At 70.4% G+C, this 25,180-nt stretch carries 27 protein-coding genes; 16 read left to right on the top strand and 11 right to left on the bottom strand.

The annotated features are described in order from the left end of the window. On the bottom strand, positions 1–1,166 hold a 1,166-nt coding region (locus FNH08_RS15275; protein WP_152772023.1), incomplete at its 3' end, for an ABC transporter ATP-binding protein. A 250-nt stretch (positions 1,167–1,416) separates the two neighbouring features. On the opposite strand from FNH08_RS15275, the gene FNH08_RS15270 reads away from it, so the two are divergent. Then, positions 1,417–2,316, top strand: a complete 900-nt coding sequence (locus FNH08_RS15270) for an amidohydrolase family protein (protein ID WP_152772022.1) — start codon at positions 1,417–1,419, stop codon at positions 2,314–2,316. A gap of 18 nt (positions 2,317–2,334) precedes the next feature. On the opposite strand, the gene FNH08_RS15265 is transcribed toward FNH08_RS15270, so the two are convergent. From FNH08_RS15265 to FNH08_RS15240, 6 genes are all read right to left on the bottom strand, one after another. Further along, complete coding sequence (locus FNH08_RS15265) at positions 2,335–3,159, bottom strand: DUF427 domain-containing protein (RefSeq protein WP_152772021.1); 825 nt, start codon at positions 3,157–3,159, stop codon at positions 2,335–2,337. 65 nt (positions 3,160–3,224) lie between these two features. Further along, entirely contained in the window at positions 3,225–4,301 is a 1,077-nt protein-coding gene (locus FNH08_RS15260; protein WP_152772020.1) for a Gfo/Idh/MocA family protein, read from the bottom strand. After that, positions 4,298–5,308, bottom strand: coding sequence for a Gfo/Idh/MocA family protein (locus FNH08_RS15255; protein ID WP_152772019.1), 1,011 nt, complete (start codon positions 5,306–5,308; stop codon positions 4,298–4,300). Before FNH08_RS15255 ends, FNH08_RS15260 begins: the two co-directional genes overlap by 4 nt. 14 nt (positions 5,309–5,322) lie before the next feature. Further along, on the bottom strand, positions 5,323–6,156 hold the full coding sequence (locus FNH08_RS15250) for a carbohydrate ABC transporter permease (RefSeq protein WP_152772018.1): 834 nt from the start codon (positions 6,154–6,156) through the stop codon (positions 5,323–5,325). After that, positions 6,153–7,100 (bottom strand): carbohydrate ABC transporter permease, encoded by a 948-nt coding sequence (locus FNH08_RS15245; protein ID WP_152772017.1) that lies wholly within the window; start codon positions 7,098–7,100, stop codon positions 6,153–6,155. The genes FNH08_RS15250 and FNH08_RS15245 overlap by 4 nt, the downstream gene beginning before the upstream one ends. Positions 7,101–7,159: 59 nt before the next feature. Continuing rightward, a complete protein-coding gene (locus FNH08_RS15240; RefSeq protein ID WP_152772016.1) occupies positions 7,160–8,512 on the bottom strand; it encodes an ABC transporter substrate-binding protein in 1,353 nt (450 codons plus the stop codon). A 303-nt stretch (positions 8,513–8,815) separates the two neighbouring features. Between FNH08_RS15240 and FNH08_RS15235 the strand changes: the two genes are divergently transcribed. The 6 genes from FNH08_RS15235 to FNH08_RS15210 all read left to right on the top strand — a co-directional run bounded on the left by FNH08_RS15235 (position 8,816) and on the right by FNH08_RS15210 (position 13,521). Continuing rightward, positions 8,816–10,069: an ROK family transcriptional regulator gene (locus FNH08_RS15235; RefSeq protein WP_152772015.1), complete on the top strand. Its 1,254-nt coding sequence runs from the start codon at positions 8,816–8,818 to the stop codon at positions 10,067–10,069. Between the two features lie 178 nt (positions 10,070–10,247). Then, positions 10,248–10,646, top strand: a complete 399-nt coding sequence (locus tag FNH08_RS15230; RefSeq protein ID WP_322724554.1) for a hypothetical protein — start codon at positions 10,248–10,250, stop codon at positions 10,644–10,646. A gap of 26 nt (positions 10,647–10,672) precedes the next feature. Beyond that, the gene (locus FNH08_RS15225) at positions 10,673–11,455 is read left to right on the top strand and encodes a transcriptional regulator (protein ID WP_152772014.1); all 783 of its coding nucleotides are present in this window, start codon (positions 10,673–10,675) and stop codon (positions 11,453–11,455) included. A 38-nt stretch (positions 11,456–11,493) separates the two neighbouring features. After that, the gene (locus tag FNH08_RS15220; protein WP_152772013.1) at positions 11,494–11,994 is read left to right on the top strand and encodes a roadblock/LC7 domain-containing protein; all 501 of its coding nucleotides are present in this window, start codon (positions 11,494–11,496) and stop codon (positions 11,992–11,994) included. A gap of 87 nt (positions 11,995–12,081) precedes the next feature. After that, on the top strand, positions 12,082–12,456 hold the full coding sequence (locus FNH08_RS15215) for a hypothetical protein (protein WP_152772012.1): 375 nt from the start codon (positions 12,082–12,084) through the stop codon (positions 12,454–12,456). A gap of 159 nt (positions 12,457–12,615) precedes the next feature. Then, positions 12,616–13,521: a glycoside hydrolase family 16 protein gene (locus FNH08_RS15210; protein ID WP_152772011.1), complete on the top strand. Its 906-nt coding sequence runs from the start codon at positions 12,616–12,618 to the stop codon at positions 13,519–13,521. A gap of 24 nt (positions 13,522–13,545) precedes the next feature. On the opposite strand, the gene FNH08_RS15205 is transcribed toward FNH08_RS15210, so the two are convergent. Then, the gene (locus FNH08_RS15205; RefSeq protein ID WP_152772028.1) at positions 13,546–14,946 is read right to left on the bottom strand and encodes a cytochrome P450; all 1,401 of its coding nucleotides are present in this window, start codon (positions 14,944–14,946) and stop codon (positions 13,546–13,548) included. Positions 14,947–15,096: 150 nt separating this feature from the next. Beyond that, positions 15,097–15,543 carry an ATP-binding protein gene (locus tag FNH08_RS15200; RefSeq protein WP_322724553.1) on the bottom strand — a complete coding sequence of 149 codons (447 nt, stop codon included), beginning with the start codon at positions 15,541–15,543 and terminating at the stop codon, positions 15,097–15,099. A gap of 282 nt (positions 15,544–15,825) precedes the next feature. On the opposite strand from FNH08_RS15200, the gene FNH08_RS15195 reads away from it, so the two are divergent. From FNH08_RS15195 to FNH08_RS15175, 5 genes are all read left to right on the top strand, one after another. Beyond that, the gene (locus FNH08_RS15195; protein WP_322724551.1) at positions 15,826–16,698 is read left to right on the top strand and encodes a helix-turn-helix domain-containing protein; all 873 of its coding nucleotides are present in this window, start codon (positions 15,826–15,828) and stop codon (positions 16,696–16,698) included. After that, the gene (locus tag FNH08_RS15190) at positions 16,695–16,946 is read left to right on the top strand and encodes a DUF397 domain-containing protein (protein WP_152772009.1); all 252 of its coding nucleotides are present in this window, start codon (positions 16,695–16,697) and stop codon (positions 16,944–16,946) included. Before FNH08_RS15195 ends, FNH08_RS15190 begins: the two co-directional genes overlap by 4 nt. Positions 16,947–17,029: 83 nt before the next feature. Beyond that, entirely contained in the window at positions 17,030–17,845 is an 816-nt protein-coding gene (locus FNH08_RS15185; protein ID WP_152772008.1) for an SAM-dependent methyltransferase, read from the top strand. A gap of 212 nt (positions 17,846–18,057) precedes the next feature. After that, the gene (locus tag FNH08_RS15180) at positions 18,058–19,065 is read left to right on the top strand and encodes a trypsin-like serine peptidase (RefSeq protein ID WP_322724550.1); all 1,008 of its coding nucleotides are present in this window, start codon (positions 18,058–18,060) and stop codon (positions 19,063–19,065) included. A gap of 177 nt (positions 19,066–19,242) precedes the next feature. Continuing rightward, positions 19,243–20,058, top strand: coding sequence for an SAM-dependent methyltransferase (locus tag FNH08_RS15175; RefSeq protein ID WP_152772007.1), 816 nt, complete (start codon positions 19,243–19,245; stop codon positions 20,056–20,058). Between the two features lie 21 nt (positions 20,059–20,079). Here the strand turns inward: FNH08_RS15175 and FNH08_RS15170 are convergent, their stop codons facing one another. After that, positions 20,080–20,976 carry a helix-turn-helix domain-containing protein gene (locus FNH08_RS15170; RefSeq protein ID WP_228034137.1) on the bottom strand — a complete coding sequence of 299 codons (897 nt, stop codon included), beginning with the start codon at positions 20,974–20,976 and terminating at the stop codon, positions 20,080–20,082. 129 nt (positions 20,977–21,105) lie between these two features. Between FNH08_RS15170 and FNH08_RS15165 the strand changes: the two genes are divergently transcribed. The 3 genes from FNH08_RS15165 to FNH08_RS15155 all read left to right on the top strand — a co-directional run bounded on the left by FNH08_RS15165 (position 21,106) and on the right by FNH08_RS15155 (position 24,341). Beyond that, a complete protein-coding gene (locus tag FNH08_RS15165; RefSeq protein WP_322724549.1) occupies positions 21,106–21,927 on the top strand; it encodes an inositol monophosphatase family protein in 822 nt (273 codons plus the stop codon). 71 nt (positions 21,928–21,998) lie between these two features. Further along, the gene (locus FNH08_RS15160) at positions 21,999–22,886 is read left to right on the top strand and encodes a hypothetical protein (protein ID WP_152772006.1); all 888 of its coding nucleotides are present in this window, start codon (positions 21,999–22,001) and stop codon (positions 22,884–22,886) included. A gap of 189 nt (positions 22,887–23,075) precedes the next feature. Then, positions 23,076–24,341 carry an alginate lyase family protein gene (locus FNH08_RS15155; RefSeq protein ID WP_152772005.1) on the top strand — a complete coding sequence of 422 codons (1,266 nt, stop codon included), beginning with the start codon at positions 23,076–23,078 and terminating at the stop codon, positions 24,339–24,341. A gap of 41 nt (positions 24,342–24,382) precedes the next feature. Here the strand turns inward: FNH08_RS15155 and FNH08_RS15150 are convergent, their stop codons facing one another. After that, complete coding sequence (locus FNH08_RS15150) at positions 24,383–24,811, bottom strand: YjbQ family protein (protein WP_152772004.1); 429 nt, start codon at positions 24,809–24,811, stop codon at positions 24,383–24,385. Here FNH08_RS15150 and FNH08_RS53965 point away from each other — a divergent pair. Continuing rightward, complete coding sequence (locus FNH08_RS53965) at positions 24,810–25,016, top strand: putative leader peptide (protein ID WP_407704377.1); 207 nt, start codon at positions 24,810–24,812, stop codon at positions 25,014–25,016. The two genes, FNH08_RS15150 and FNH08_RS53965, sit on opposite strands and share 2 nt — an antisense overlap. Positions 25,017–25,180 lie beyond the last annotated feature (164 nt).

Here is a 25,180-nt window from a genome sequence, read left to right as displayed (position 1 = left end):
CCCACATCCCCGGCCTCCACGCCCCCAGCCCGATCACCACCGGCCTCGGCCTCCGCCGCTTCGGGCGCCTCCGCCGCTTCGGCAGTCGCCGTCGTGGCGGACAGCTCGTAGGCGTCCGCGACTCCGGTGACCGCGCCGTTCGCGTCCACGCCCACCGCGAGGCGGGAGGGCGACAGGAGCGCCGAGTCGAGGGCTGCCCGCGCCGAGTCGCCGACCAGGCTGAACGTGGGGCCGAGCGGCGTCAGGGGCGCGTCCGCGAGCGTGCCGTGCTCCGGCAGTTCGGCGACCGCGGCCCAGCCGAGCGGTCGGTGCTCGTCGTCGACGACGAGTACCCAGGGCTCGTCCGCCGCCCTGGCCCGCGCCACGGGAGCGGTCGACGGCAGCACGGGTCCGTCCCGCAGCGGCACCTCGGCCGCCTGGACGAAGGACAGCCGGCGAATGCCCCGGTCCTGCCCCACGAAGTCGGCCACGAACTCGTCGGCGGGGCGGGCGAGGAGCCGTTCGGGGGTGTCGAACTGCGCGAGCCTGCCGCCGGTCCGGAACACCGCGATGTTGTCGCCGAGTTTGATCGCCTCGTCGATGTCATGGGTGACGAACACGATCGTCTTGTGCAGTTCCTTCTGCAGCCGGATGAACTCCGCCTGCAGTTCCGCCCGCACGATGGGGTCGACCGCACTGAACGGCTCGTCCATCAGCAGCACCGGCGGGTCGGCGCCCAGCGCCCTGGCCACCCCGACGCGCTGCTGCTGCCCGCCGGAGAGCTGGTTCGGGTAGCGCTTGCCCATCTCGCTCGGCAAACCGACGAGCTCCAGCAGATCCGCCGCCCGCGCCCGCGCCTTCTTCCGGTTCCACCCGAGCAGCAGCGGAACCGTCGCGATGTTGTCGAGGACGGTGCGGTGCGGGAACAGCCCCGCGTGCTGGATCACGTATCCGATGCCACGGCGCAGCTCGGGTGCGCGGATCTCCCGGATGTCCCGACCGCGCAGGCTCACTCTCCCGGCCGTCGGCTCCACCATGCGGTTGACCATGCGCAGCGTCGTGGTCTTGCCGCAGCCGGAGGGGCCGACCAGGACCGTGATGCCGCCCTCGGCCAGGTCCAGGGACAGATCGTCCACGGCTGTGGTGCCGTTTGGATAGTTCTTGCTCACCGCGTCGAATCTGATCAAGGCTGCCCCTTACCCGACTGCATATGGTCATGCAGAGTTATAGGTGGCTGAATGGCAGTCAATGCTCGACCGTGAACGGCGTGTTACGTTCCCACGAAATCAGACCAGGGCGCCCGGAATGCCCATGTTCCCCCACGGATGCGCAGCTCAGAATTGGCCGGGTCGGACATGGGGAGACACCCCATGACACCGCGCGATCCGGGAACTCGTACCGACGACCGGCCCTGCGGGGTGGACGTGGAGGACCGTCATGACCAACGTCGACGTGCATCAGCACCTGTGGAGCCCCTCACTGGTCGCGGCCCTGCGGTACCGCCGCGACCCTCCCCACCTGGACGGCTGGACCCTGTTCCTGGACGGTGAGCCGCCCTACGAGGTCCCTCCCGCCGACCACGACGTCTCCCGGCGTACGCAGCTCGCCGCCGCCGACGGCCTCGGCCAGGCGCTCGTCTCGCTGTCCGCCCCGATCGGCGTGGAGTGGCTGCCCGCAGCCGAGGCGCGCCCCCTGCTCGACGCCTACCACGAGGGCGCGGCCGAGCTGCCCGAACCGTTCGGCGCCTGGGCCGCCGCCTGCGTACGGGACATCGACGCGGACACGACGGCCAAGGACCTCGACCGGGGCTTCGCCGGCCTCCAGCTCCCGGCGAACGCCCTGGCCGACGCGACCGGGTACGCGCGCTGTGCCCCACTGCTCGACCTGCTCGAAGCGCGCGACCTCCCCCTGTTCGTCCACCCGGGACCCGCGGCCGGCGAACCGCAGGGGCCCGGCTGGTGGCCCGCGATGGTCCCGTACGTCCAGCAGATGCACGCCGCCTGGTTCGCCTTCCGGGCCTTCGGCCGGCCGCGCCATCCACACCTGCGGGTGTGCTTCGCGCTGCTGGCCGGGCTCGCCCCGCTGCACGGGGAGCGGTTCGCCGCCCGGGGTGGCGGCGGGGCCGAGGCGGACCCGGACGTGTTCGTCGAGACGTCCTCGTACGGTCCGCGCGCCGTCGAGGCGATCGTCCGCGCGCTGGGTGTCGACGCCGTCGTCCAGGGCTCGGACCGGCCCTACGCGGAGCCGCCGCGGCATCCCGGCTTCGGGCTCGGGGGAGCCACGGCGTACGCGTTGCGCATAGCCAATCCGCAGCGGCTGCTCACGGGACAGGTGTGACCGGGCGCAGGAGGGCCCTCACTGTCGGTTGCCCGGCCGCGCCGAGAGCGCCTTGGTGAAGGGGGTGACGGGGCGCTCCAGGCGTTCGCCGTCCATGGTGATGTCGACGGCCTCGTTGTAGAACGCGAGGAGTCCCTGGACGGCGCCCACGGCGGGCAGTGGGGCGGCGTAGCTCCAGACGACGTTCGGCGGTACGTCGGTGCCGCCCCGCAACGACCAGTACGCGGCGGTGCCCTTGTACGGGCACCCGGTGCTGTGGTCGGTGGGTTCGAGCAGGTCGAGGCGGACGTCCTCGCGGGGCACGTAGTACCGCGTCGGCAGCCCGGTCTCGAAGAGCAGGACCGGGCGGTGGGTGTCCGCGACGACCGTGCCGCCGATCTCGACCTGGACGTGGCGGCTGCTGGGGACGGCGTCCACCCGTTTGTGCGGGTCGCGGGGGTGGATGAAGATCTCTTCCTCCTCCTCGTACCAGTGGTCGAGGCCCTTGCCGCTGCGCCGGAACCACTCGAAGGCGATGTGGCCGGCCAGATCGTCGGCGGGGAACGTCCAGGCGGCGTTCTCCAGCAGATCACCGTCGACCTCGAGGTCGTAGAAGATCAGGGAGCCGGTGTGCGCGCCTGTCGAGGGATTCTTCGCGGGGCGCAGCAGGTCCTGGCGGACCTCCTCGCGAGGGAAGGCGTAGAGCGGCACCGGGACGTCGGGCTCCCACACCAGGACGGGGTGCCTGCTGTCCACGACGGTGACGTCACCCTTACGACCGCGCACCCAGCGTTCGCTGGGCTCCCACAGGAGGCCTTCCGGGGTGGCCCTGACGGCACGGGCAGTGGGGAACGGTGTGGTCATGACCGGCTCTCCTCAACTCGTCGAATTCACTCTCCGATTTCACTCGTCGAGTTCACCTCTCGACTTCACTCGTCGAGACGGGCGACACCACCAGTGTCCTGCGGCTCGGGCAGTGGCACCGGCTGTCCGGTCCGCAGTGACTCGTAGGCCGCCAGAACGATCCGCAGGCTCCGCAACCCCGCCTCCCCGTCCGGCTGGGGGCGGCGACCGGTACGTACCGCGTCGAGGAACTCCTCCAGCATGGCCCCGTCGAGGTCGTCCCCGCCGGGTTCCCAGCGGGAGCGGGCGGTGGTGGAGTCGAAGCCTCCGAGCAGCCGGGGGAAGGCGTCGAACTCGACGATCCCCCGCTCGGCCACGCAGGTCAGGGCCAGGCCGCCCCAGGTGGGGTGGTCCTTCGGGTGGCTCCAGCTGCAGTCGATGCCGGCGACGACGCCGCCCGGGTACCGCACGGTGACCAGCCCCGCCGTTTCGACACCGGCCTCTGCGTCGCCGGCCTCTGCGTCGCCGGCCTCTGCGTCCCTCAAGCGGTCATTGGCCTGCGCGTAGACCTCCACCGCCTGTTCTCCGCCGAGCAGCACGTCCATCAGATCGGCGATGTGCACGGTGTGGTCCATCACCGCGCCGCCGCCGGCCAGCTCCCGGTTCCCGAACCACGACCGTGAACTGCTCGGATTCCAGCCGTTGTTGGAGCCGTGGACGCTGACGAGCGAGCCGAGCGAACCTTCCTCGACGGCACGGTGCAGCGCGGCGAAGGCCGAGCCGAAACGGACGGGGTAGGCGGTCATCAGGCTGACCCCGGCGCGGGCGCACGCGTCGATCATCGCCCGGGCGTCCGTCTCCGTCGTGGCGAGCGGCTTCTCGCACAGCACATGCGCGCCGACCGCGGCGGCCCGCTCGACCAAGTGCCGGTGCCGGGAGTTCTCGCTGGTCACCACGACCGCGTCGGGGCGCTGCGCGAACACCTCGTCCCAGTCGGCGCTGTAGGGCACGCCCAGCCGTCCGGCCAGCGCCGCTCCCCGGTCCGGGTCGTCCGGCGGGGCGTCGGGGTCGGCGGTGAGCAGTTCCACGTCCTCGCGGTCGCGCAGCAGCTCCATGTAGGTCGGGGCGTGGACGTGGGCGAAGGACAGTACGGCGATCCTCATGCGGACGTTCCCTCCAGCGACGTGACGAGGTCGACGGCCCGACCGGTCCGGGTCGACACGGCGGCGGCTTCGGCGATACGGACGGCCGCCACGCCGTCGGCCGCGCTCACCCGGGGCTCGGCCCCTCCCGTGAAGGCGTCGGCGAACTCCCGTATCTGGGCGACGTACGGCGACTCGCCGAAGTCACCCGCGGGGATGCCCTCGGCCGGCCCGGCTCCCGCCGTGCCCACGATCCGCAGCCCGGGCGAGGCCAGCGAGTCGTGCTGGAGGGTTCCGCCGCTTCCGGCGATGTGGAACGTCGTACGGAACGGGGTTGCCGGTGGCGCCCAGACGCCCACGATCTGTGTGATGACGCCCGTCGCGTGGGTGAGGACCACGGTCCCCGTGGCGACCGCGCCGTCCGGCGCGGGGGCGGTCAGATGGCCGGACTGCTGCGCGTGGACGCGTACGACCTCGCCGAACAGCCAGCGGGCGATGTCCATGTCGTGGATCATTTGGTCGACGAGTATCCCGCCGGAGCGTGCGTGGTCGGCGAACCAGCCGCTCCACGTCGGATAGCGGCCCGTGCGGGTGAAGCGGGCCACCGCGATCCTGCCGAGACCCCCGCCGGTGACGAGCGCGTGCAGCCTGGCGTAGGCGGGGAACCAGCGGACCACGTGACCCGGGTACAGCCGTACCCCGGCGGCGTCCGCGGCGGCCGCCATCTCCTCGGCGTCGGCGGTGTGCAGCGACAGCGGCTTCTCGCACAGGACGTGTGCCCCGGCGGCGACGGCGGCCAGGGTGATCTCGTGATGGGTGTCGGTGGGGGTGCAGACGTCCACCACGTCCGCCCCCTCGATCGCCTCCTCCCGCGAGCCGGCCGCGCTCTGGCCGAACTCCCTTGCCAGGGCGGGGGCCTGGCCGTCGGGGGCGTAGACGCGGACGCGGGCTCCGAGCGCGGTCCATGCGGGCAGGTGGGTGCGCGCGATACCGCCCGCTCCTATCAGCGCGACGTCGAGTTGTGCCATCTGGTGGGGGTCTCCTAGCCCTTGAGGGCGCCGCTGAGCACGCCGTTGATGAAGTGCCGCTGGAAGAAGAGGTAGACGAGGACGACCGGGGCGATCACGATCAGTGTGGCCGCGGCGAGCAGGGGGACGTCGACGTTGTACTGACCCGTGAAGAAGCCCAGCCCGGCGGGGGCGGTGCGTTTCGCCGGGTCCTGGATCAGGATCAGCGGGAGCAGGAACTGGTTCCAGCTCCACACGAAGTAGAGGACGCCGAGGGTGGTCACGGCGGGGCGGGAGCTGGGCATCAGGACGCGCCACAGCGTCGTCCAGGAGGAGGCCCCGTCGAGCCGTGCGGCTTCGATGAGGCTGCGCGGCATGGTGGCGAAGTGGGCCCGCATCCAGAAGACGCCGAACGGCATGAAGGCGGCGATCTCGGCGAGGGCCAGCCCCGGCACGGTGTTGGTGAGGCCGAGGGCTCGCAGGTCGTAGTAGAGCGGGATGACGGTGACTTCGGTGGGGATGGACAGCCCGAGCAGCACGTATCCATACAACTTGCCGCCGCCGGGGACGTCCATGGTGGCCAGTGCGTATCCGGCCAGGGTCGCGCACAGGACCGCCGCGGGGACGACGGCGAGCGCGATCACGGCGCTGGAGCGCAGCAGGGGGCCGAACCCCGCGGCGGACCAGGCGTGGACGAAGTTCTCCAGGTGGACGCCGTCCGGCCAGGCGAGCCCGGTCAGGGGTGTGCCCGCGGGTTGGAGGGACGCGAGGAGCAGGGACAGGAACGGGACGAGGACGACGGCCACGAAGACCGCCAGCACGGCGGGTGCGGCCACGTCTCGCTGCTGACGTGCCTGACGTGCCGTCATGGCGCCTCCCGGGACAGCCGGTTGATGACGACGACGGCCACCGCTATGACCGCCGTCAGCACCACGGCCAGTGCGCTGGCCAGGCCCACGGCGCCGCCGCCGAAGGCCAGCCGGTAGATGAGGATGCCGGGCACGACGGTGCTGTTGCCGGGGCCGCCGCCGGTGGTGATGTAGATCAGGTCGAAGCTGGACAGGGCGGCGATCACGGTGATCGACAGGGCCACCGCGATCTCCGGCCGCAGCAGCGGGACGGTGACGGACCAGAACTCGCGCACGGGACCGGCACCGTCCATCCGCGCGGCCTCGTAGATCTCCTGGTCGATGCGCTGCGTACCGGACAGGAACAGCACCATGCACAGCCCGGCCACCACCCAGGTCCCGATCAGTCCCACGGCCGGCAGCGACCAGGTGAAGCTGCCGAGCCACGAGTCGGTCAGGTGTCCTAGGCCGATCGCCCGCAGCGCCTGGTTGAGGGTGCCGTCCTCGGCGTACACCCAGCGCCAGATGATGGCCACCGCGACCAGCGGGATGACCTGCGGCAGGAACAGCAGCGTACGGATCAGGGAGGTGCCCCGCCGGCCGGAGCGGCGCGCGACGAGCGCCGCCGACACCAGGCCGAGGCTGATGGGCAGGACGGAGAAGAAGACGATGAGCGCCCCCGCGTGCCAGGCGGCCGCCCGCAGTTGCGGATCGGTGGCCACCCGGCGGTAGTTGTCGAACCCGACGAAGGTCGGCAGGGTCACTCCGTCCCAGTCGAACAGCGACAGATAGGCGGTGTGCAGGGCCGGGAGGACGGCGAACAGCGTGTACGGCAGCAGTGCCGGCAGGACGTACAGCAGCGCGACGGCCCGGCGGCGTCGGCGCGTGGCGGTCCGTGCGCCGGCCGGTGGACCGGTGCCTTTGTGGACGGGGGGTGTGGCCCGTGGGGTGGTGGTGGTCGTCATGTCGTCCCAGGCGGGTCGGGAGAGTCGGGCGAGTCGGGGTGTCGGGGTGGCGCGGGCGGTCAGGAATGGAACTGGTCGAAGTCGGCCTGGAGGGCCGCGAGGAACTTCTCGGGCGTGACCTTGCCCCCGGCGAGCAGCTGGAGCTGCGTGGTCACGGTGTCGGGCATCGTCGGGGTGGAGGCGTTCTGGACGAAGGGCTGGAGCCCGGAGTCCTTGACGATCCCCTGCCAGCTGGTCAGTACGTCGCCGAGCAGGCCGCTCTGCTGCGGCATCGAGGAGGCGTCGGGGGCCATGAAGCCCGCCTTGGCGGTGACGGCGGAGGCCTGCTTCGTCGCGCAGAAGTCGAGGAAGGCCGCGGCGGCGGCCGGGTTCTTCGACTTGCTTGAGACGCAGTAGTAGACGCCCGCGCCGGTGGTGCGCACGGAGCCGCCCCGGGCGCTCGGCGGCATGTTGAACAGTCCGGCGTTGTCGCCGAGGCCCTTGGCGACGGCCGCCGCGGCCCAGTTGCCGCTGATCCGGAAGACGCCCTTGCCCTCGGCGAACGCGGCGGTGGCGTCGTTGTCGCTGGTGCCGTTGACCTTGGGGGTCACATAGCCCTTGTCGACCCAGCGCTTGAGGGTCGTCGCGGCCTTCACGGCCTCCGGTCCGGTGATCTTGGCGCCCTTGTGGCCGAACGCCCAGGCCTCGCGGTCCTCCGGCTTCAGGTAGACCGACAGCAGGACGTTGAACGGGTGGTTGAGGCCGCCGTCGAGGTTGCCCTCGACGAGCGCGGTCTCTCCCGCCGCCTTGGCCTTGGCGAACATCTCCTCCAACTCGGCCACGGTGGCCGGGGGCACGGTCAGGCCCAGCTTCTTCACCTTGGCCTTGTTGTAGTAGACGCCTTCGAACGACAGCCCGCCGGGCACGCCGTACAGGGCTCCGGTACCGGCGGTCTTCCCGTCGGCGCTGAAGGTGATCTGGTCCAGGCCGGGGAACTTGCCGGTCCAGCCGTACGCCTTGCCGTAGGCACCGACGTCGAGCAGCAGACGGCCCTTGACCAGGTTGTTCATTCCGGAGACGAACTGGGCTATGTCGGGGGCGGAGTCGGCCGACATCGTGGTGTTGATGCTCTTGAGGTAGTCGTCCCAGCCGGTGTACTGGCGCTTGAAGGTGATGTTCGGGTACTTCTCGCGGAAGGCCGCGAGCAGCCCGGGGGTCATCGTGGTGTCGTCCGCGTCGGCGACCACCAGGGTGATCTTCTTGTCGGTCGGTACGGCGGTGGAGGCGGGCGAAGCGCTGCCCGCGTCGGAGGACTTGGCGCCGGGGGTGAGGGTGTCGCTGCACCCGGCGAGCAGTGCGGAGCCGCCCGCGGCGGCCAGGCCGGTGGCGGCGAGGAACGCGCGTCTGGACAGCGGGGTGGAGATGTGGGTCATGGCGGACTCCTGGAACGGAGGGAGGACGAGGCGGAGAGCTGTGAGGCCCTGCGGCGAACCGCTGGGGTTCGGAGTGCCGCGAGGGCGAGTGCCATGGAGGTGCGCGGGCACGGTGGGTGCGGGCGCGGTGCGTGGCCGGTGTGTGGGCCGGTGTGGGTGGGCCCGGTGTGCGAGGGCGCCGGGGTGTTTTAATAAAGCAGTTGCGTTTCATAATCGGGATCCGGCCATGGCGCGTCAAGAGCCGAGTGCGGGCTGTTCCCGACAGCAGGGCCACGGCTCAGGCTGTGTACAGGAGGTTGACCCTTGATCACATCCAGGAACTCCGGGTCCGACGCCTCACCGGAGCCGGATGCCGTCTGGCCGCTCAGCGGCGCCACGGAGCCGGGACCGCCGACGGCGGTCCCCTCGGTCGTGGGCGTGGCCGATCTGCGCGCCACCAATGCGGCGGCCGTGCTCGCCGTCGTCCGCTCCGCCGACCCGCATCCCCGGCTGTCCGAGCTGGCCAGAGCGACCAGCCTCTCCCGGCCGACCGTGGAGGCGATCACGGAGGAGCTCGCCGACAGCGGCCTGATCGAAGCAGCGCCGACCCCGTCCGCCCGAGGCCAGCGCTCCCCCGGCAGGCCGGCCCGCCGCTTCCGCTTCCGTCCCCACGCGGGTTTCGTGGTCGGCGTCGACGTGCGCCCCCGGTCCGTCACCGCCTGCCTGGCCGACCTCGACAGCGAACCGGTCGCCGTGGAGCGCCGCGCCGTCCGCGCCGACCTTTCGGGCCCGGCCCGCGCACAGGCCGTGACCTCGGCGATCCAGGCCACCCTGGACCTGGCGGAGGTGAGCGCCTCCCAGGTGTGGGCCGCCACGCTCGGCACCCCCGGCCTGGTCGACCGGGGCAACACACGCGTCCGCCAGGCCGACAACCTGCGCACCTGGACCGAGGTGGACATCGTCGGCGTCCTCCGCGACCTCCTCGGGTGTCCGGTCGCCGTGGAGAACGACGCCAATCTGGCCGCGCTCGGCGAACAGTGGCGCGGGGCCGGGGGAACGGCACCCGACCCCTCGACCGGTGAGATGGTCTTCGTCCTGCTCGGCGAACGTCTCGGCTCCGGTGTGATCACCGGTGGCCGCCTGCTGCGCGGCCATCACGGCGCGGCCGGCGAGATCGGCTTCATCCACTTCTCCGGCGACGGCCGGAGAGACCGCCCCGGCCTGGACCCGCTGCCCGCCGACACCATCCGCGCCGCGGCCGCGGCCGACCCGGACGCGGTCGCCGCCATCGAGGTCTACGGACGGCGGCTGGCCGACGGCCTCGCCCCGGTCCTCCTCGCCCTGGACCCGGCCCTGGTCGTCCTCGGCACCGGACTCTTCCCCGACCCGGCCGGGCTCCCCGCGGCGGAGATCCTGCGGACCGCCGCCCAGCACCACGCCGACGGCCTCCTCGTCGACCCCCCGCGCTGGCAGTTGTCCGCGCTGGGCGACGACGCCGTCCTCACCGGCGCGGTGCGGTTCGCGCTGTCGTCGGTCGAGGTGGTGCTCCGGACCCGCCCCACAAGCCTCAACACGTAGTGGCTCCACACCTGACGAAGAATCACCAAGTCACCTGACGAAGCCTCATAAAGTGAAGGGAAGCTACCCATCAGTCATATATTCCACGGGAAGTTGACTGAGTCATCACACTTGCCACACATATGGAGTCTAGGTTCTCCATGATTCCTGACGACGCACACCGGGAGGGACATCAGCAGTGCCCGGAATTGACGAATGTCTGCTGGAGGCCATGAAACTGCCCGGCGCCCGAGGTGCCGCCGTGGTCGACTGGACCAGCGGTCTGGCTCTGGGCACGGCCGGGGAGTCGCAGAGCGGTGACCATGAGGCCACCGCGGCCGAGACGGCGGAGCTCGCCCGGATCGCGGCGGAGTACCAGTCCTTCGCCCCTGCCGACGGCTCCGACTGGTCCGACGACGACACTCCCGTCGAGGACCTGATCGTCAGCAGCCGCGACAGCTACCACGTACTGCAGTTCGTCCGCACCACCTTCGACAGCAGCGTCTTCCTGTATCTGTGGCTCGGCCGCACCGAGGGCAACCTGGCCCTGGCCCGCATCCGGCTGCGAGAGATGGCTCGGCAGCTGGTTCTGGGGTGACCACGTTGACGACTCTCTCCCCCGGCATGCCTCAGAGGAGTCCCACCACGGACGCTCCTCCGGTCGGCTCACCGATGCTGCACCGACTCGCCGCCGAGAAGGCCACCGGCTCCCTCATGAGGGAGCGGGGCACTCTCTATCTGTCCGACGGACAGGTGATACACGCGGAGAGCCCGGACACCCCCGGTCTCGACGTGTTGCTCACCGCGGGCGGTGCCCTGTCCCCGGAGCAGTGGGGCGAGGCCCTGACCGAGGCCGGACCTCAACAGCTGGTGGGGCGGTTCCTGGTGGACCGAGGCCACTTCCCCGAGGGCGCGCTGGAACTGTGCCATCTCGGGGCGCTGTACGACGCGGCGTTCTTCGTGCTCGGGCGGGGCGGTGGCCCGGCTCGCTTCCGGTACGGGGTGGCGCACTGGATGGGGGCAGTACGTCCCGTGCCCGTCGACGCGGTGCAGCGCGAGACCTCGCGCCGACGGGAGATGCTGAACGAGATCTGGCCCGAGGACGACACGGACACCCAACCGCTCGTACAGACCGGTCTCGGCCTGGATACAGGCCTGCCACGGCGTCAGCGCGCGGTCGCCGAACTTGTCGACGGGGTGCGCACGGCAGCCGACATCTCCCGTGCCCTGGGCCGGCCCGCCTTCCACACCCTCGTCGACGTCCGCCGTCTCGCCGCCGCCGGCATCGTGACGGCGGCCCGCCGACCACCGCGGGCCGCCAACGCGCCCACCCGGCTTCCGGAAACCTCGGCCGCCCCCGACGTCTCCCTGCTGCGCCGGATCAAGAACGCATTGGAGGCCCTGTGATTCGCGCTATCCGACAGCGCGCCGAGAGGAGACAACTCATGGCCGCCCAGGCCGAAGTCCTCGACGAGCTCCACCGGCTCCTCGCCCGCCTGCCCCAGCTGACCGGCGCCCTCGCGGCCAGTGTCGACGGGCTCGTGCTGGCGCAGGAGACCCGGGGAGTGGAGCCGGAGGGACTGGCCGCCCTCACCGCGGCCGCACAGGGCATCGCCCTGAGATTCGCCGACGTCACCGGTCAGGGCGACTTCCGCGAACTGCTCGTCCGCAGCGCGCACGGCTATGTGGCCACCTACAGGGCCGGTCCGTCCGCCGTGCTGACGCTGCTCGCCGAGGGACGGGTGAACGTCGGCCGGCTGCACCTGGAAGGGCGCCGCTCCGGTCAGCGCATCAGTGAACTGCTGGGGTCCGCCGTTCACCAGCCCGCCCCCGCTCCCCAACAGGCGCCCGCCACCACCACCGGCGGCGCCCTTCCTGTAAGGACCCCCTCCGCACGGGCCGACCGCGCCCCGCGCTCAGCCAACGGGGAGGCCCCGAACCAGTAGGCAGTACCCCTCTCACCGCACCACAGTTCAGCACGGGCCCGGCACCACGAGCGGGCCGACAGCAGTACGAAGGGAACATCACCCGTCATGGCGAACACCGAAACAGCGCTGAAGGAAGCCCTCTCGACGATCGAGGGCGCGACCGGCGCCGCACTCGTCGACTACACCAGCGGGATGGCACTCGGAACCATCGGAGGCGGCAACACCTTCGATCTGAACGTGGCGGCCGCCGGTAACACCGACGTCGTCAGAGCCAAGCTGCGCACCATGGAGCACCTCGGCCTCAAGGAGCAGATCGAGGACATCCTCATCACCCTGGACACCCAGTACCACCTGATCCGGCTCCTCAAGGGGAAGGGAGGCAAGGGCCTCTTCCTCTACCTCGTGCTGGACGCCGGACGCGCCAACCTCGCGATGGCCCGCCACCAGCTGAGGAGGATCGAGTCCCAACTGGAGGTCTGAGTCCGGCAGTGTGGGAGGCCGCCGCGTGGCCGGGGCGGCTCCCCGCCCCGGCCACGGCGGAGTACGGCAGTCCGGTACGCGCCCCGCTCGGGGGATGGCGTCGCACCGGCCGTACCGCGAGGATGCTCCCTCCCACGCCGAGGATCGGAGGGCCTCCCGATGGGTTCACACGCGGCACCCCACCGCCGCAAACGCGCCCTGTTCCTACCCCTGGGTCTGATGCTCCTGGCCGTTCTCCTCGGTGTCCCCCGTGCCGACGGAGCGCCGGGACCGGCCGACGCGTGCCGCGCCACCGGCGTCGAACTGCCACGCGGCGACTGCGGGCCCTTCTGGCAGGTCCTCGCGGAGGACTTCAACGGTGACCGGGTGCCGCTGGGCGCGTTCAGCGACTGTGACCACCGCGTCGACACCTCCGCCGCGTACTGCGGGGGCCTGAGCGGCACGTACCGCGACAACTGGTGGGCCTATCCGACCGGTTGGCGCGACACGGCGGGCGACCGGGGCCGGGACGTCGTGGGCGTCTACCACCCGGAGGACACCGTGAGTGTGGGTCCCGCGCAGAACGGCGACGGACGCATGTTCATCAGGATGTGGCGACCCGACGACGGAGGTCCCGTGCACGCTGCGGCAGTGGTGCCGCGTGCTGTCATGCAGATGAAGTACGGCAAGTACAGCGCCCGTATCAGGGTCACCGAGCTCGCACCGGGATACAAGTCCGCGTGGCTGCACTACGGCGGGGGCTGCGAGATGGACCACCCCGAAGGAGAGTGGACCGGCGATCTCACCGCCTTTCACCATCCGTGCGGCGGAGGCGAGCAGGGCTACTTCCCCGGGAGCGACGACTGGACCAAGTGGCACACCGTCTCGACGGAGTGGACGCCCGGACACGTGCGGTTCTTCGTGGACGGCCGACAGGTCGGACACGACACCCGCGACGTACCGGACCGCCCCCTGTCGTGGGTGCTCCAGAACGAGAGCGCCCTGCAAGGGCCGGGCGCTGCCCAGGGGAGCAGCGCCCAGCTCGACATCACCTGGGTCGCCGCGTACGCGTACGGATGGAAGTGACCCCGTGATCGCTCGTGCTCGTGTTCAACGGCCCGCGCGGATGAGGCCCGTCAGATAGCGCCAGAGCGACGAGCGCTGCCGGACGGACGGGTCCGGCACCACCGTGTCGGGTGTCTCGGGCGCTGGGGCGTCCACCGGCGGCTGCGCCGGCAGCGAGGCCAGCTCGTACCGTACGGGCAGCGAGCGCAGTCCGCGCATGAACGGGGAGGAGCGCCACGGCAGTTGGTCGACGGGGAGCGCGAGGTCCAGGTGGGAGAACCGCTCGAACAGCCGGCCCACACCCACCGCCGCGACCGTCGACGCGAGTTCACGCGCCGGGCACTGGCGGGGGCCCGCCCCCCAGGACAGATGGGCCCGGGTGCTGATCGTGCTGCCCTGCGCCACATGGTTGGCGAAGAGCGGGTCGGCGTGCGCGGCGGCGGAGGAGACCCACACGGGGTCGCCGGCCCGGATGGTGTACCGGCCGAGCGGGGTGTCCTTGGCGGCGAACCGCGGCACGAAGTTCACCAGCGGCGGCTTGCGCATGACCACCCGGTTCATCGTCTCCCTGACCATCCCGGCGGACAGGCTGGCACGGACGTCGCCCGAGCCCGAGATCACCTCGACCACGGTGTTGGAGACGAGGATGCCGACGTGGTCGGACGTCATGCCCAGCAGCATGAACAGTTCGCGGGCCAGCTCGTCGAGGTTGAGGTCGGGGTGTGCGGCCAGCAGGTACGAGGGGAAGTCGTCGCCCGGTTCCTTCAGCTTCACCGCCGCCAGTTCCGCGAGCGTCGCCAGCAGCCGCTCCAGAGCGGGTTCCGCGTCCGGGCCCGCGTCCAGGACGCGCCACATGTCCATCAGCGCGTCGTCGCCCTGTGAGCCGGGGAAGCCGAGCAGATGGCTGGCCACCATCAGCGGCAGCGGCCGGGAGAACTGGGCGGACAGGTCCGCCACGCCCGTGCCGCCGCCCTGGCCTATCAACGTGATCAGTTCGTCGGCGTAGGCGGTGACGGCCGCCTTCAGCCGGTTCGCCTGGGCGTTGCGCGGGTCCTGGAACGGTTTGAGGGCAGCGTCCCACGCCGTCCGCAACGGCCGGTATCCCGGGCCGCCCTGGATCAGCACGTGGTTGACCTCCAGGGACGGACCGAGCGGCCAGTCGGCCGGCACCCTGCCCTCCGAGCGGGCGCGCCAGTTCTCCAGCCCCTTCGGCCACCCGTCGTCGTCCTGGAGCACCCGGAGTGCCTCGCGGTAGCCCAGGACCAGCCACGCGGGCACACCGAGCAGATCGACCGGCGCGACCGGGCCGTGCTGCTGCCTCAGCCGCTCGTACACGAGCGAGGGGCGTGTCTCGTAGTCCCGGGTCAGCAGCGGCTGCGGCGACAGCGCCTCCAACCGGGCGTCGTCCCTCGTCCCGTCCAGATCCACGCACCTGCCGTCGCCCAGGTGGGATTCCGTCACCTTGCCCCCTCCGACACTCCCCGTACCGGCGCACTGTCGGTCGGTAGCTACGAAACGTGGGGACCCTACCCCACACCACGTTGCCAGGGAGGACGTGGGGCGCAACTTGTTACTGTCCGGTCACAACGGCGGCGGTCAGAGGGGTGCGGCCAGGGTCGCCCACACGGCGTTCCCGCCGGTGAGCAGCGAGCGGTCGACTCCCCAGGCGTCCGCGATCTCCCGCACCAGGAGCAGTCCGCGGCCGCTCTCGTCGTCGGGGCCCGGCTCACATCTGGGCAGCCCGCGGCCCGTGCCGTCCTGATCGTGCACCTCGAGGCGGAGGCACCCGTCCGGTATGAGCCCGATGCCGCACAGGAACCGCGCACTGCCCGTGTGGCGTACGGCGTTGGTGGCGAGCTCGGACACGAGCAGTTCCACGTCGGCGCACAGCTCACCGGGCAGACGCCACGCGGTGAGCCGCGCGCTCATGGAGTGGCGGGCGGCTCTGACGCTGGAACGCCGCGCCGGGAGGTCGAGCCAGTGCGATCGATCCGGGCTCGCGACGTCCAGGAGCCGGGGGGAGGAAGTCGTGTGGGGGGACACGGCGTCGCCTTCCGTCGTGGGGGGGCGCAGTGAGGAGACGGGGAGGGTGAGCAACGTGCCTGCCGGGCGCCAACTCCGGGAGTGGGGTGGGGAGTTGACGAGCAGGCCGCTCGTTGCCCGGCGAGATCACTCACACAAGTAACTATGCTCACAGGCCAGTTCAGGCTGCAACCGCCTGCCTGATAATTTCAGGAAGGCGGTATCCGGCTGGTGGTTTCCGTCTGGCAGCATCAACAAGTCACTGTCAGACTCGTGTTCATGACAGCCCTCAGGAGGTAGAGCGTGAGCGAGGCTCGTTCCGGCGCCGGGACCAGCGCACCGACCGTGCTCCGCATGATCCTCGGCAAGCGGCTGCAGGACATGCGGCAGGGCGCGGGGGTGTCGCTGGACGACGCCGCGAAGGCCCTGCGCGTGAAGCCTCTGACCATCCGCCGCCTGGAGAAGGCGGAAGTGGCCCTGAAGCCCCTCTATGTCGAGAAGCTGCTGGAGACCTACGGAGCCGACGAGCAGGAGATCGACGAGTTCATCGCGCTGGCCGAGCGGGCCAACCGTCCCGGCTGGTGGCACCCGTACCGCGATGTGCTGCCCACCTGGTTCACCGCTTACGTGAGTCTGGAGACCGGCGCCAAGACCCTGCGCACCTACGAACCCCACTACGTCACGGGGATGCTGCAGACGTACGGATACGCACGCGCCCTGCTGCGCGCGGGTTTCCCCCACGACAGTGACGAGGACCTGGAGCGAAGAGTCGACCTGCGGCTGCGTCGCCAGAGCCTGCTGAAGAAAGCCGAACCGCCCACTCTGTGGGTCGTCATGGAGGAGGCGGTCCTGCACCGCGCGGTGGGCGGGCCCGAGGTGATGCGGGAGCAGATCGACCGGCTCCTCGCGGCTTCGGAGCTGGACCACGTCAGCGTCGACATCGTGCCGTTCTCCGCGGGCGCCCATGTCGGGGTGTGCGCCCCGTTCACCTACTTCCGGTTCGAGGAGCGGGAGCTGCCCGACATCGTCTACAGCGAGATCCTCTCCGGCTCCATGTATCTCGACCAGCGCTCCGACGTCTCGGCCCATCTCGAGGCGCACAACCGGATGTCCCTGCTGACCTCCTCGGCGGACAGCAAGGCCCTGTTGAACCGCATGCGGAAGGAGTACTCATGACCATCACCGACGGCAGTGTCTACAACGGGATGCCCGCGTCCGCCCTCGGCGAGCAGGGCTGGGAGCGCCCCTGGAGCGGTCCCAACGGAGGTCAGTGCGTGGAGACGAAACAACTCGCCGACGGCCGCGTGGCCATGCGGCAGTCGGCCGATCCCGCCGGACCCGCGCTGATCTACACACCGGAGGAGATCGCCGCGTTCGTCGCGGGGGTCAAGAAGGGCCTCGCCGATCACCTGGCGGCCGGCTGAACCAGAGCACGAGCCGGCAGGTCCGGGCCCGTCCCGGCCACGACCCGCCCGGCACGCCGACGCACACCACTGAAGGGAACAGCATGACCACCCCCCACGCCGCGCGGGACATCGACACCAGTCGGCCGCACTCCGCCCGCATGTACGACTACTACCTGGGCGGCAAGGACCACTTCGACATCGACGAGAAGGCGGCCGAGACGGTCGCCGCGGCCTACCCCGGCATCTTCGTGTGCGCCCGCGAGAACCGTGCCTTCATGCACCGGGCCACCCGCGTCCTCGCGCAGGAGCACGGTATCCGGCAGTGGCTCGACATAGGCACCGGCATCCCCACCGAGCCGAACCTGCACCAGGTGGCCCAGGCCGTGGTGCCCGAGGCCAAGGTGGTCTACGCCGACAACGACCCCCTCGTCCTCAAGTACGCCGAGCGCCTCATGCGCAGCACGCCCCAGGGGCGCACCACCTACATCGAGGCGGACGTCAACGACCCCGAGTCGCTCCTGGACGCCCCCGAGCTGGCCGAGGTCCTGGACCTGAACCGTCCCGTGGCCCTGTCCCTGAACGCGCTCATGCACTTCATCACCGACGCCCAGGACCCGTACGGGATCGTGGGCCGCCTGCTGGGCGCCCTCCCCTCGGGCAGCGCCCTGGCACTGAGCCACTGCACGCCCGACTTCGACCCGGCCACCTGGCAGAAGGTCACCGACATCTACACGAACGCCGGGACGCCCGTGCAGTTCCGCTCCCAGAAGGACGTCGCGCGCTTCTTCGACGGGCTCGACCTCCTCGACCCCGGCGTCACCGTCGGTCACCGCTGGCGCCCGGAGTCCCCGGTCGGCGACGCCGCACTCACGGACGCCGAGGTCAGCCTGTGGACCGGGGTGGGCATCAAGCCGTAGGCCCACGACGACATCCGCCGGAGAGTGGTCCCCTCGTGTCGTCTCGTGTCGTCGACGCGGGGGGTGTGTGGCTTTTCGGTCAGGCCATGACGTGCACCTGTCGAACTCGGCTTTCCGGTGGCAGGCTGCCTTTCTGACTGCGCGCAGTAACACCCCTGCTCGACCGGGCGGTTGGCCCTCCACCGCCCGGCCCCACCGCAGAAGGAGACCGCGTGAAAGGCAGCCTCAGCAGGCTTCACTCATCCGGCGGCGCCCGCGCTCGCCACACCCTTCTCGGCGTTCTGGCCGGTGTTGCCGCACTGCTGGCCACGGGTGTCACAGCGACACCGGCGAGCGCCGCCGCACCGGAACCAGGGGTGGTGGCGCGCTCGGCGCAGGAACACGCCCGTGACTTCTGGAGCCCGGAACGGATGCGTCGGGCCGTACCGCTCGACCTGCTGTCCGTCGACCGCTCCGCGGTGAGGACATCGACCCCTCTCAAGGGCGAGAAGGCCGAGGTCGCGCCCAGTGCACCCACCTCCGCCGCCGGGCCACTGGCGATACCCAACGGCGGCGAGCCCTGGACCGGGGGCGGCGCCGTGGTGCGGACCGCGGGGCGCGTGTTCTTCACCTACCAGGGCCGTACCGCCTCCTGCTCCGGCAACGCCGTCACGAGCGCCAACAAGAGCACGGTGATCACCGCCGGGCACTGCGTCAAGCTGGAGGGGGCCTGGCACACCAACTGGGTGTTCGTCCCCGGCTACCACGACGGGCAGGCGCCGTACGGCACGTGGACGGCCGCCAAGACCCTGTCGACACCGCAGTGGACGGCCAGTGAGGACATCAACTACGACATCGGTGCGGCCGTGGTCGCGCCGCTGGACGGCAAGAAGCTGACCGAGGTCGTCGGCGGCCAGGGCCTGGCCTTCAACACCGGCTACAACAAGGCCATGTACGCCTTCGGCTTCCCCGCCGCCGATCCGTACGACGGCGAGAAGTTCGTCTACTGCAGCGGAACCACCTACCGGGACTTCCTGCTGTCCGACGACCACGGCCTGACCTGCGACATGACCGGCGGCTCCAGCGGCGGCCCCTGGTTCACCCAGTTCGACGAGGCCACCGGAACGGGGCTCCTGTCCTCCGTGAACAGCTTCAAGTACAACTTCCTGCCGACGGCCATGTACGGCCCGTACTTCGGCGCGGACGCGCAGAACCTCTACCGGACGGCCCAGTCGTCCTGAGCCGCCGTGTCGTCCTCGGCCACGCCGGAGGGAGACAAACAAGCCAACAGACGGCCGAACAGTGACAGTTGATGCAGGCGGTTCACCTGATTCGAGCCGTGAGGAATAACGTGGGCGTACACGACCGGTGTTCGACGGATTCGTGGGTCTCACACCACCTACACGCGGGGAGCGTCCATGACTGAAGAGGCAGAGAACTCCGAGCAGGGGGCGCTCTCCAAGATCGATACCTCCGTGCCGCAGTCGGCCCGGATCTGGAACTACTGGCTGGGCGGGAAGGACAACTACGAAGTCGACCGTGTGGCCGGTGACGCGTTCCGCGAGATCTTCCCCGGTATCGAGACCGGAGCCCGTGCCGCCCGGTACTTCCTCGCCCGCGCCGTGCGTCATCTGGCCGCCGAGGAGGGCATCCGGCAGTTCCTGGACGTGGGCACCGGGCTGCCCAACGTGGACAACACCCACCAGATCGCCCAGCGGGTGGCCCCGGAATGCCGGATCGTCTACGTCGACAACGACCCGTTGGTGCTGGCACACGCCCGCGCGCTGCTCACCAGCACCCCGGAGGGTGTCACCAACTACGTCGACGCCGACCTGCGCGAGCCGGAAACGATCGTGCGGGAGGCCGCGAAGACGCTGGACTTCGACCAGCCCGTCGCCCTCATGCTGATGGGCATCCTGGGCCACATCGAGGACCACGACGAGGCGTGCTCGATCGTGCGGCAACTGGTGGACGCCCTGCCCTCCGGCAGCTACTTCGTGCAGTACGACAGCACCAGCACCAGCAAGTCCTACGTCAAGGCCATCCAGCAGTACAACGAGGGCGGCTCGCTCCCGTACATCCTTCGCAGCCCCGAGCAGATCGAGCGCTACTTCGACGGTCTGGAACTGCTCGAACCGGGCGTGACGTCATGCTCGCGCTGGCGTCCTGACGCCGGTGCCTGGGGCCTCCCGGCGGAGGTTCATCAGTACGGTGGTGTCGCCCTGAAGCGCTGAAACGCGAGGAGGGGACCGGGATCAGGTCTCCTGGAGGATGCGGTGGAGGATGGTCGGAGTCTCGTCCGGTGACGCGGCTTCGACCACCAGGCGGTTCATGGCATCCCAGTAGCACTCGATCTCGGCCGGCTTGTCGGGATACAGGGCGGTGGCGAGTTGTTCGAGGTAGACCACGTCGGGCAACTGACCACCGGGCAGGCGCAGGATGGTGACCGGGCCGCCTTCCGCGGCGTGGCCGCCGGCGAGGAACGGCATGATCTGGAGGGAGACCTGCGGAAGCCGGCAGATCTCGATGAGGTGCCTGAGCTGGGCGCGCATCGTACGGATGCCGCCCACCGGGCGACGAAGCGCCGCCTCGTCGATCACGGCCCACAACCGGGTCGCCGGCTGCCGGTGCAGGATCCGCTGGCGTGTCATCCGCAGCGTGACTCGGCGATCGATCTCCCCCGCGGTGGCGCCCGGGTGGGCAAGCCGGACGGAGGCCCACGCGTAGTCGCGGGTCTGCAGCAAGCCGGGAACACGTTGGACCTCGAAGCAGCGGATGAGACTCGCCGCCTGTTCGACCCCGAGGTAGTTCTGCATCCAGGCGGGCACCACGTCGTTGTAGTACTGCCACCAGGCGGGAGTGTTGGTCTGCTCGGCCAACGTCAGCAAGGAAGCGCGCTCGGCCTCGTCCGTGACTCCGTAGAGGGTGAGCAGATCGGCCACGTCACGCGGTTTGCACCCGTGACGGCCTCCCTCCATTCGGCTGATCTTGGATCGGGAGGCGCGGATGACATGCCCAGCGGCCTCAGGGGAGATGTGCCGCTCCTCCCGCAGTCTGCGCAGCCGTGCGCCCAGCGCCAGTCGCGGCACCATGGGGCCGGCGGACTGACCGTCCAGGACCCCACCGTCGGACGCTGTACGTGCGGCCCCCATGGGCACTCTCCCTGCGGTGAACGCAACTCCGTGCGCATGCGAGCACTACGGCCTGCCATTCTAAGGGCTGCCCTGTACATGATCTTCGAGTTGGCGTGAACCCGTTCCTCCGACCGGTACGATCTCCGGGTGACGAGAGCTGTGACCGGCCATGCCCTGGACGGCGCTCTGCGGGTGGCCGTGGAGCTGGCCGAGTGGGCCTCGGAGACGATCCGCAGCGGCGGCGGAGGGGCCGGGGGCCCGATCCGGCAGAAGGCGGGCCCGGCGGACATCGTCACGGACACGGACGAGAAGGTGGAGGCGCACGTACGGGCGGTGCTGCGGCGGGAGTTCCCGGACTGGGGCATCACCGGCGAGGAGTACGGCGTTGAGGAGGCCGCCCCGGGCGCGCCGCACTGGCTGATCGACCCCGTGGACGGAACGACCAACTACGCCCACGGACTGGGCTGGTGCTCCTTCTCCCTGGGCCTGGCGGAGCCGGACGGCGCCCCGTTGCTGGGCGTGGTGGCGGACCCGTGGCGCGGCGAGGTGTTCACAGCGGTGCGAGGCGGGGGCGCACACCTGAACGGAGAACCGATCCGGGCGGCGGACCACACGACGCTGACGGGCCACGTGTTCCTGACGGAGTGGGCGGCGCACGCGCACTGGCCCGGCCTGGACGCCCTGCTGACCGAACTGGCCGCCCGCCACTGCACGGCACGGGTGATGGGCTCGACCGCCCTGTCCCTGGCCCAGGTCGCGGCGGGCCGGGCGACCGCCGCGGCGATCGGCGAGTTCCATCCGGTGGACGGTCTGCCGGCCCTGCTCATCGCGACGGAAGCGGGCGCAGTGGCGATGCCGCGACTCCCGGCGTACGACGAGCCGTTGCTCCTGTCGGCGCCGCAAGCGGCGGCCGAAGCACGGGAGTTGTGGCGTACGACGGTCGGCTCCCACGAGCCCACACCCCGGTGACCTTCCGGGCTCTTTGCAGACACGTCCGAAACGTTCAAGCCGGACGGCTGGAACGGTGCCACGGTGGGTGCATGAACGTAGATCTCTCCGCTGCCGCCTCCTTCATGACCGCACATGCCCGAGTGCTCGACCGTCGACGGTTCGAGCTGCTGTTCGGCGAAGCCGACGCCGGCTCCGTCCTCGCCGCCGTCGACGGCTACCGCAATCCGGACGGCGGGTACGGTTGGGGGCTCGAGCCGGACCTCCGTGCACCCGAGAGCCAGCCCGCGGGCGCGCTGCACGCCTTCGAGGTGTTCGAGGACATCGCTCCTGCCACGACACCACACGCGGCGCGCCTGTGCGACTGGTTGGCGTCGGTCTCCCTGCCCGACGGCGGCCTGCCCTTTGCGCTGCCCGTCAAGGACGCCAGTGGCTGCGCGCCGTTCTGGGCGCAGGCCGACCCGAAGGTCTCCACCCTGCAGAGCACGGCGTTCGCGGTCGGCGGCGCCCTGCGGGTGGCCGCGCACGACCCGGCCGTCGCCGCCCATCCCTGGCTCGACCGGGCGACGCGGTACTGCCTGACCGCCATCGAAGCGATCGGCGACAGGCCCCACGCGATCGAGTTGTCGTTCGCGATCCGCTTCCTCGACGCCGTGTCCGAGATCCGCCAGGAGGCGGGCGCCCTGCTCGACCGCCTCCGACGGTTCATCCCCGACAACGGCCTGCTGCCCGTCGAAGGCGGTGCCGCGGACGAGGTGATCCGACCGCTCGACGTCGCCCCCACTCCGCGTCGTCCCGCACGCAGGCTGTACGCCCCGGACGTCGTCGACGCCGACCTGAGTCGACTGGCTGCCGGACAGCAGGACGACGGTGGCTGGCTGGTCGATTTCGCCAGCCACTCGCCGGCCGCCGCCCTCGAATGGCGCGGTTACCGGACCGTGGCCGCGGTGTCGGTCCTGAAACAGAACTCCGCACTCTGACCGAGCGCCTTCACAAGACGCCCAGCACCGAGTTACCACCGCGCGCTTCCGTGCGCCGGTTGACCACCCATGTGATCTGACTACGCATCCATGAACCACTGTCGGATGCATTGCAACCTCAACAAGCTACACCTAGGCTCACGCGGTCTTTCTCATGAACTCCGTTCACATGGATGATTGGAGAACTCGATGAGTGCAAGACCTCGCTTAGCCACCCTGCTGGTGACGGTGGCCACCCTCACCGCGGTCGTCATCCCAGCCGCCTCGGCCCACCCGACGCCGAGGGCCCCGCAGACCACGGTCCTCGACGGCGCGCGGCTCCAGCAGACGAAGCTCCGACTCGACCGCGGCGATCACCGACTGCGGCGTACGCTCAGACAGTTGACGACACGCGCCGACACCTGGCTCGACAAGGGCCCCTGGACGGTCGTCGACAAACCGCGGCCCGCGCCCGGCGGTGACGTCCACGACTACCTCAGCCAGGCCCCGTACTGGTGGCCCTCACAGCCCAGGACCACCGACAACCCCTGGGGCTGCCCGTACGTCCAGCGCGACGGCGAGCGCAATCCGGAGGTCGACACCGGAACCGACCGCCAGGACATGGAGAAGGTCTTCGACTCCACGTACGACCTCTCCCTCGCCTGGTACTACACCGGCGAACGGAAGTACGCGGAGAAGGCCGCATCGGTGCTGCGCACCTGGTTCCTCGACCCGGCCACCCGGATGAACCCCCATCTGAACCACGCCCAGTTCATCCCCTGCATGTACGACGGCCGGGCGATCGGCATCATCGACTTCTCACAGTCCTTCACCAGCGTCCTCGACGCCATCGCGATCCTCAACACGGGAGCCCCGGGCTGGACCCGACAGGACCGCTCCGCGATGCACGCGTGGAACGTCGACTTCCGTGACTGGCTGGCGAACAGCGCATTCGGCAAGGAGGAGGGCGCCGCGAAGAACAACCACGGCACCTTCCACGACATGCAACTCGCCGCACTCGCCCACGCGACCGGCGACAAGGCGCTGACGCGCCGGATCGTCCTCGACGCCCGCGCCAAGCGCATCGACGCGCAGATCGCCGCGGACGGCAGCCAGCCGCAGGAGCTCACGAGGACGCGGAGCTGGCACTACTCGACGTTCGCTCTGGTCGCGTACACACGCCTGGCCGCCATCGGACGGCACGTGGGAGTGAACCTGTGGTCGTACGAAGGTCCCGACGGGCAGAGCCTGTTCAAGGCAGTCGACTACCTGCTGCCCGCCGCTTCCGGAGCCGCCCCCTGGCCGCATCCGGACCTGGGGTTCCGCCGGTACGCGGCCACCGACGTGGTGCACGCGGCCGCGGACGCCGGGAACCCCGAAGCGCGAGCGGTGGTGCCCCGGTTGGAGCCACCACCCGGCGGTGACCTCTGGGAGCTCAGGCCCGCTGTGGAGCAGTTGGACTCGATCGCCGGCTGAGGGACCGCGTCGGCGACGGGTGAATGGGTACGTCGGCCGAGTCAGGAGCCCGCGAGAAAGGACAGCCGCACCTTTCGGTCCGCGTTGTCCCTGTTCGTGTCGACGAGGCACACCGACTGCCAAGTGCCCAGCTCCAGCCGTCCGTCGACGACCGGCAGAGTGGCATGGGGAGCGACGAACGCCGGGAGGACGTGGTCGCGGCCATGGCCGGGGCTGCCGTGACGGTGTTGCCAGCGGTCGTCCGCGGGGAGCAGGGAGTGGAGCGCGGCGAGGAGGTCGTCGTCACTGCCGGCGCCCGTCTCGATCAAGGCCACTCCGGCAGTCGCGTGAGGGACGAAGACGTTGAGGAGGCCGCCCCGTCCGGCGGCGGCCTCCCGCAGAAACTCCTCGCACTCGTGGGTGAGGTCGACCACCGTCTCCCGGGAGCCGGAGGCGACGTTCAGGACTCGCGTGGTGAAAGCATCGGACATGGTTCCATCCTCGCCCACCCGCCGAGCCGCACGCGGGAGCGACCGACCGTTCCGCGATACCGGGAGTCCACTCCGCGAGACGCCATTGACCCTACCGGGCCATCTGGTTACGTTCGAGCGCATGTTGCGTCCAGTCATGCTCACTTCGCGCGGTCACATCGACCTGCTGCGTGTGGCCTCCGCCGCGTGTCGCCGCGGCCGCTGACGCCTCTCTCCCCCACTTTCTCCCTCTTTTCTCTCTTTGCGTCCGGGCGCCCTCTTTTCGCGTCCTCGCATCACCCTTCTCGCGCAGCTGATCGTGGTCGGCCGTAGCTGATCCGAACCCGGCATGGCGTCGCCGGGATGCGTTCCCCCAGCGTTTCCCCCCAC

Origin of the sequence: Streptomyces spongiae (assembly GCF_009377185.1) — a bacterium.
GTDB lineage: Bacteria > Actinomycetota > Actinomycetes > Streptomycetales > Streptomycetaceae > Streptomyces > Streptomyces spongiae.
The sequence above is the reverse complement of the archived record's forward strand: the minus strand, read 5'-3'. Positions and strand labels throughout refer to the sequence as shown.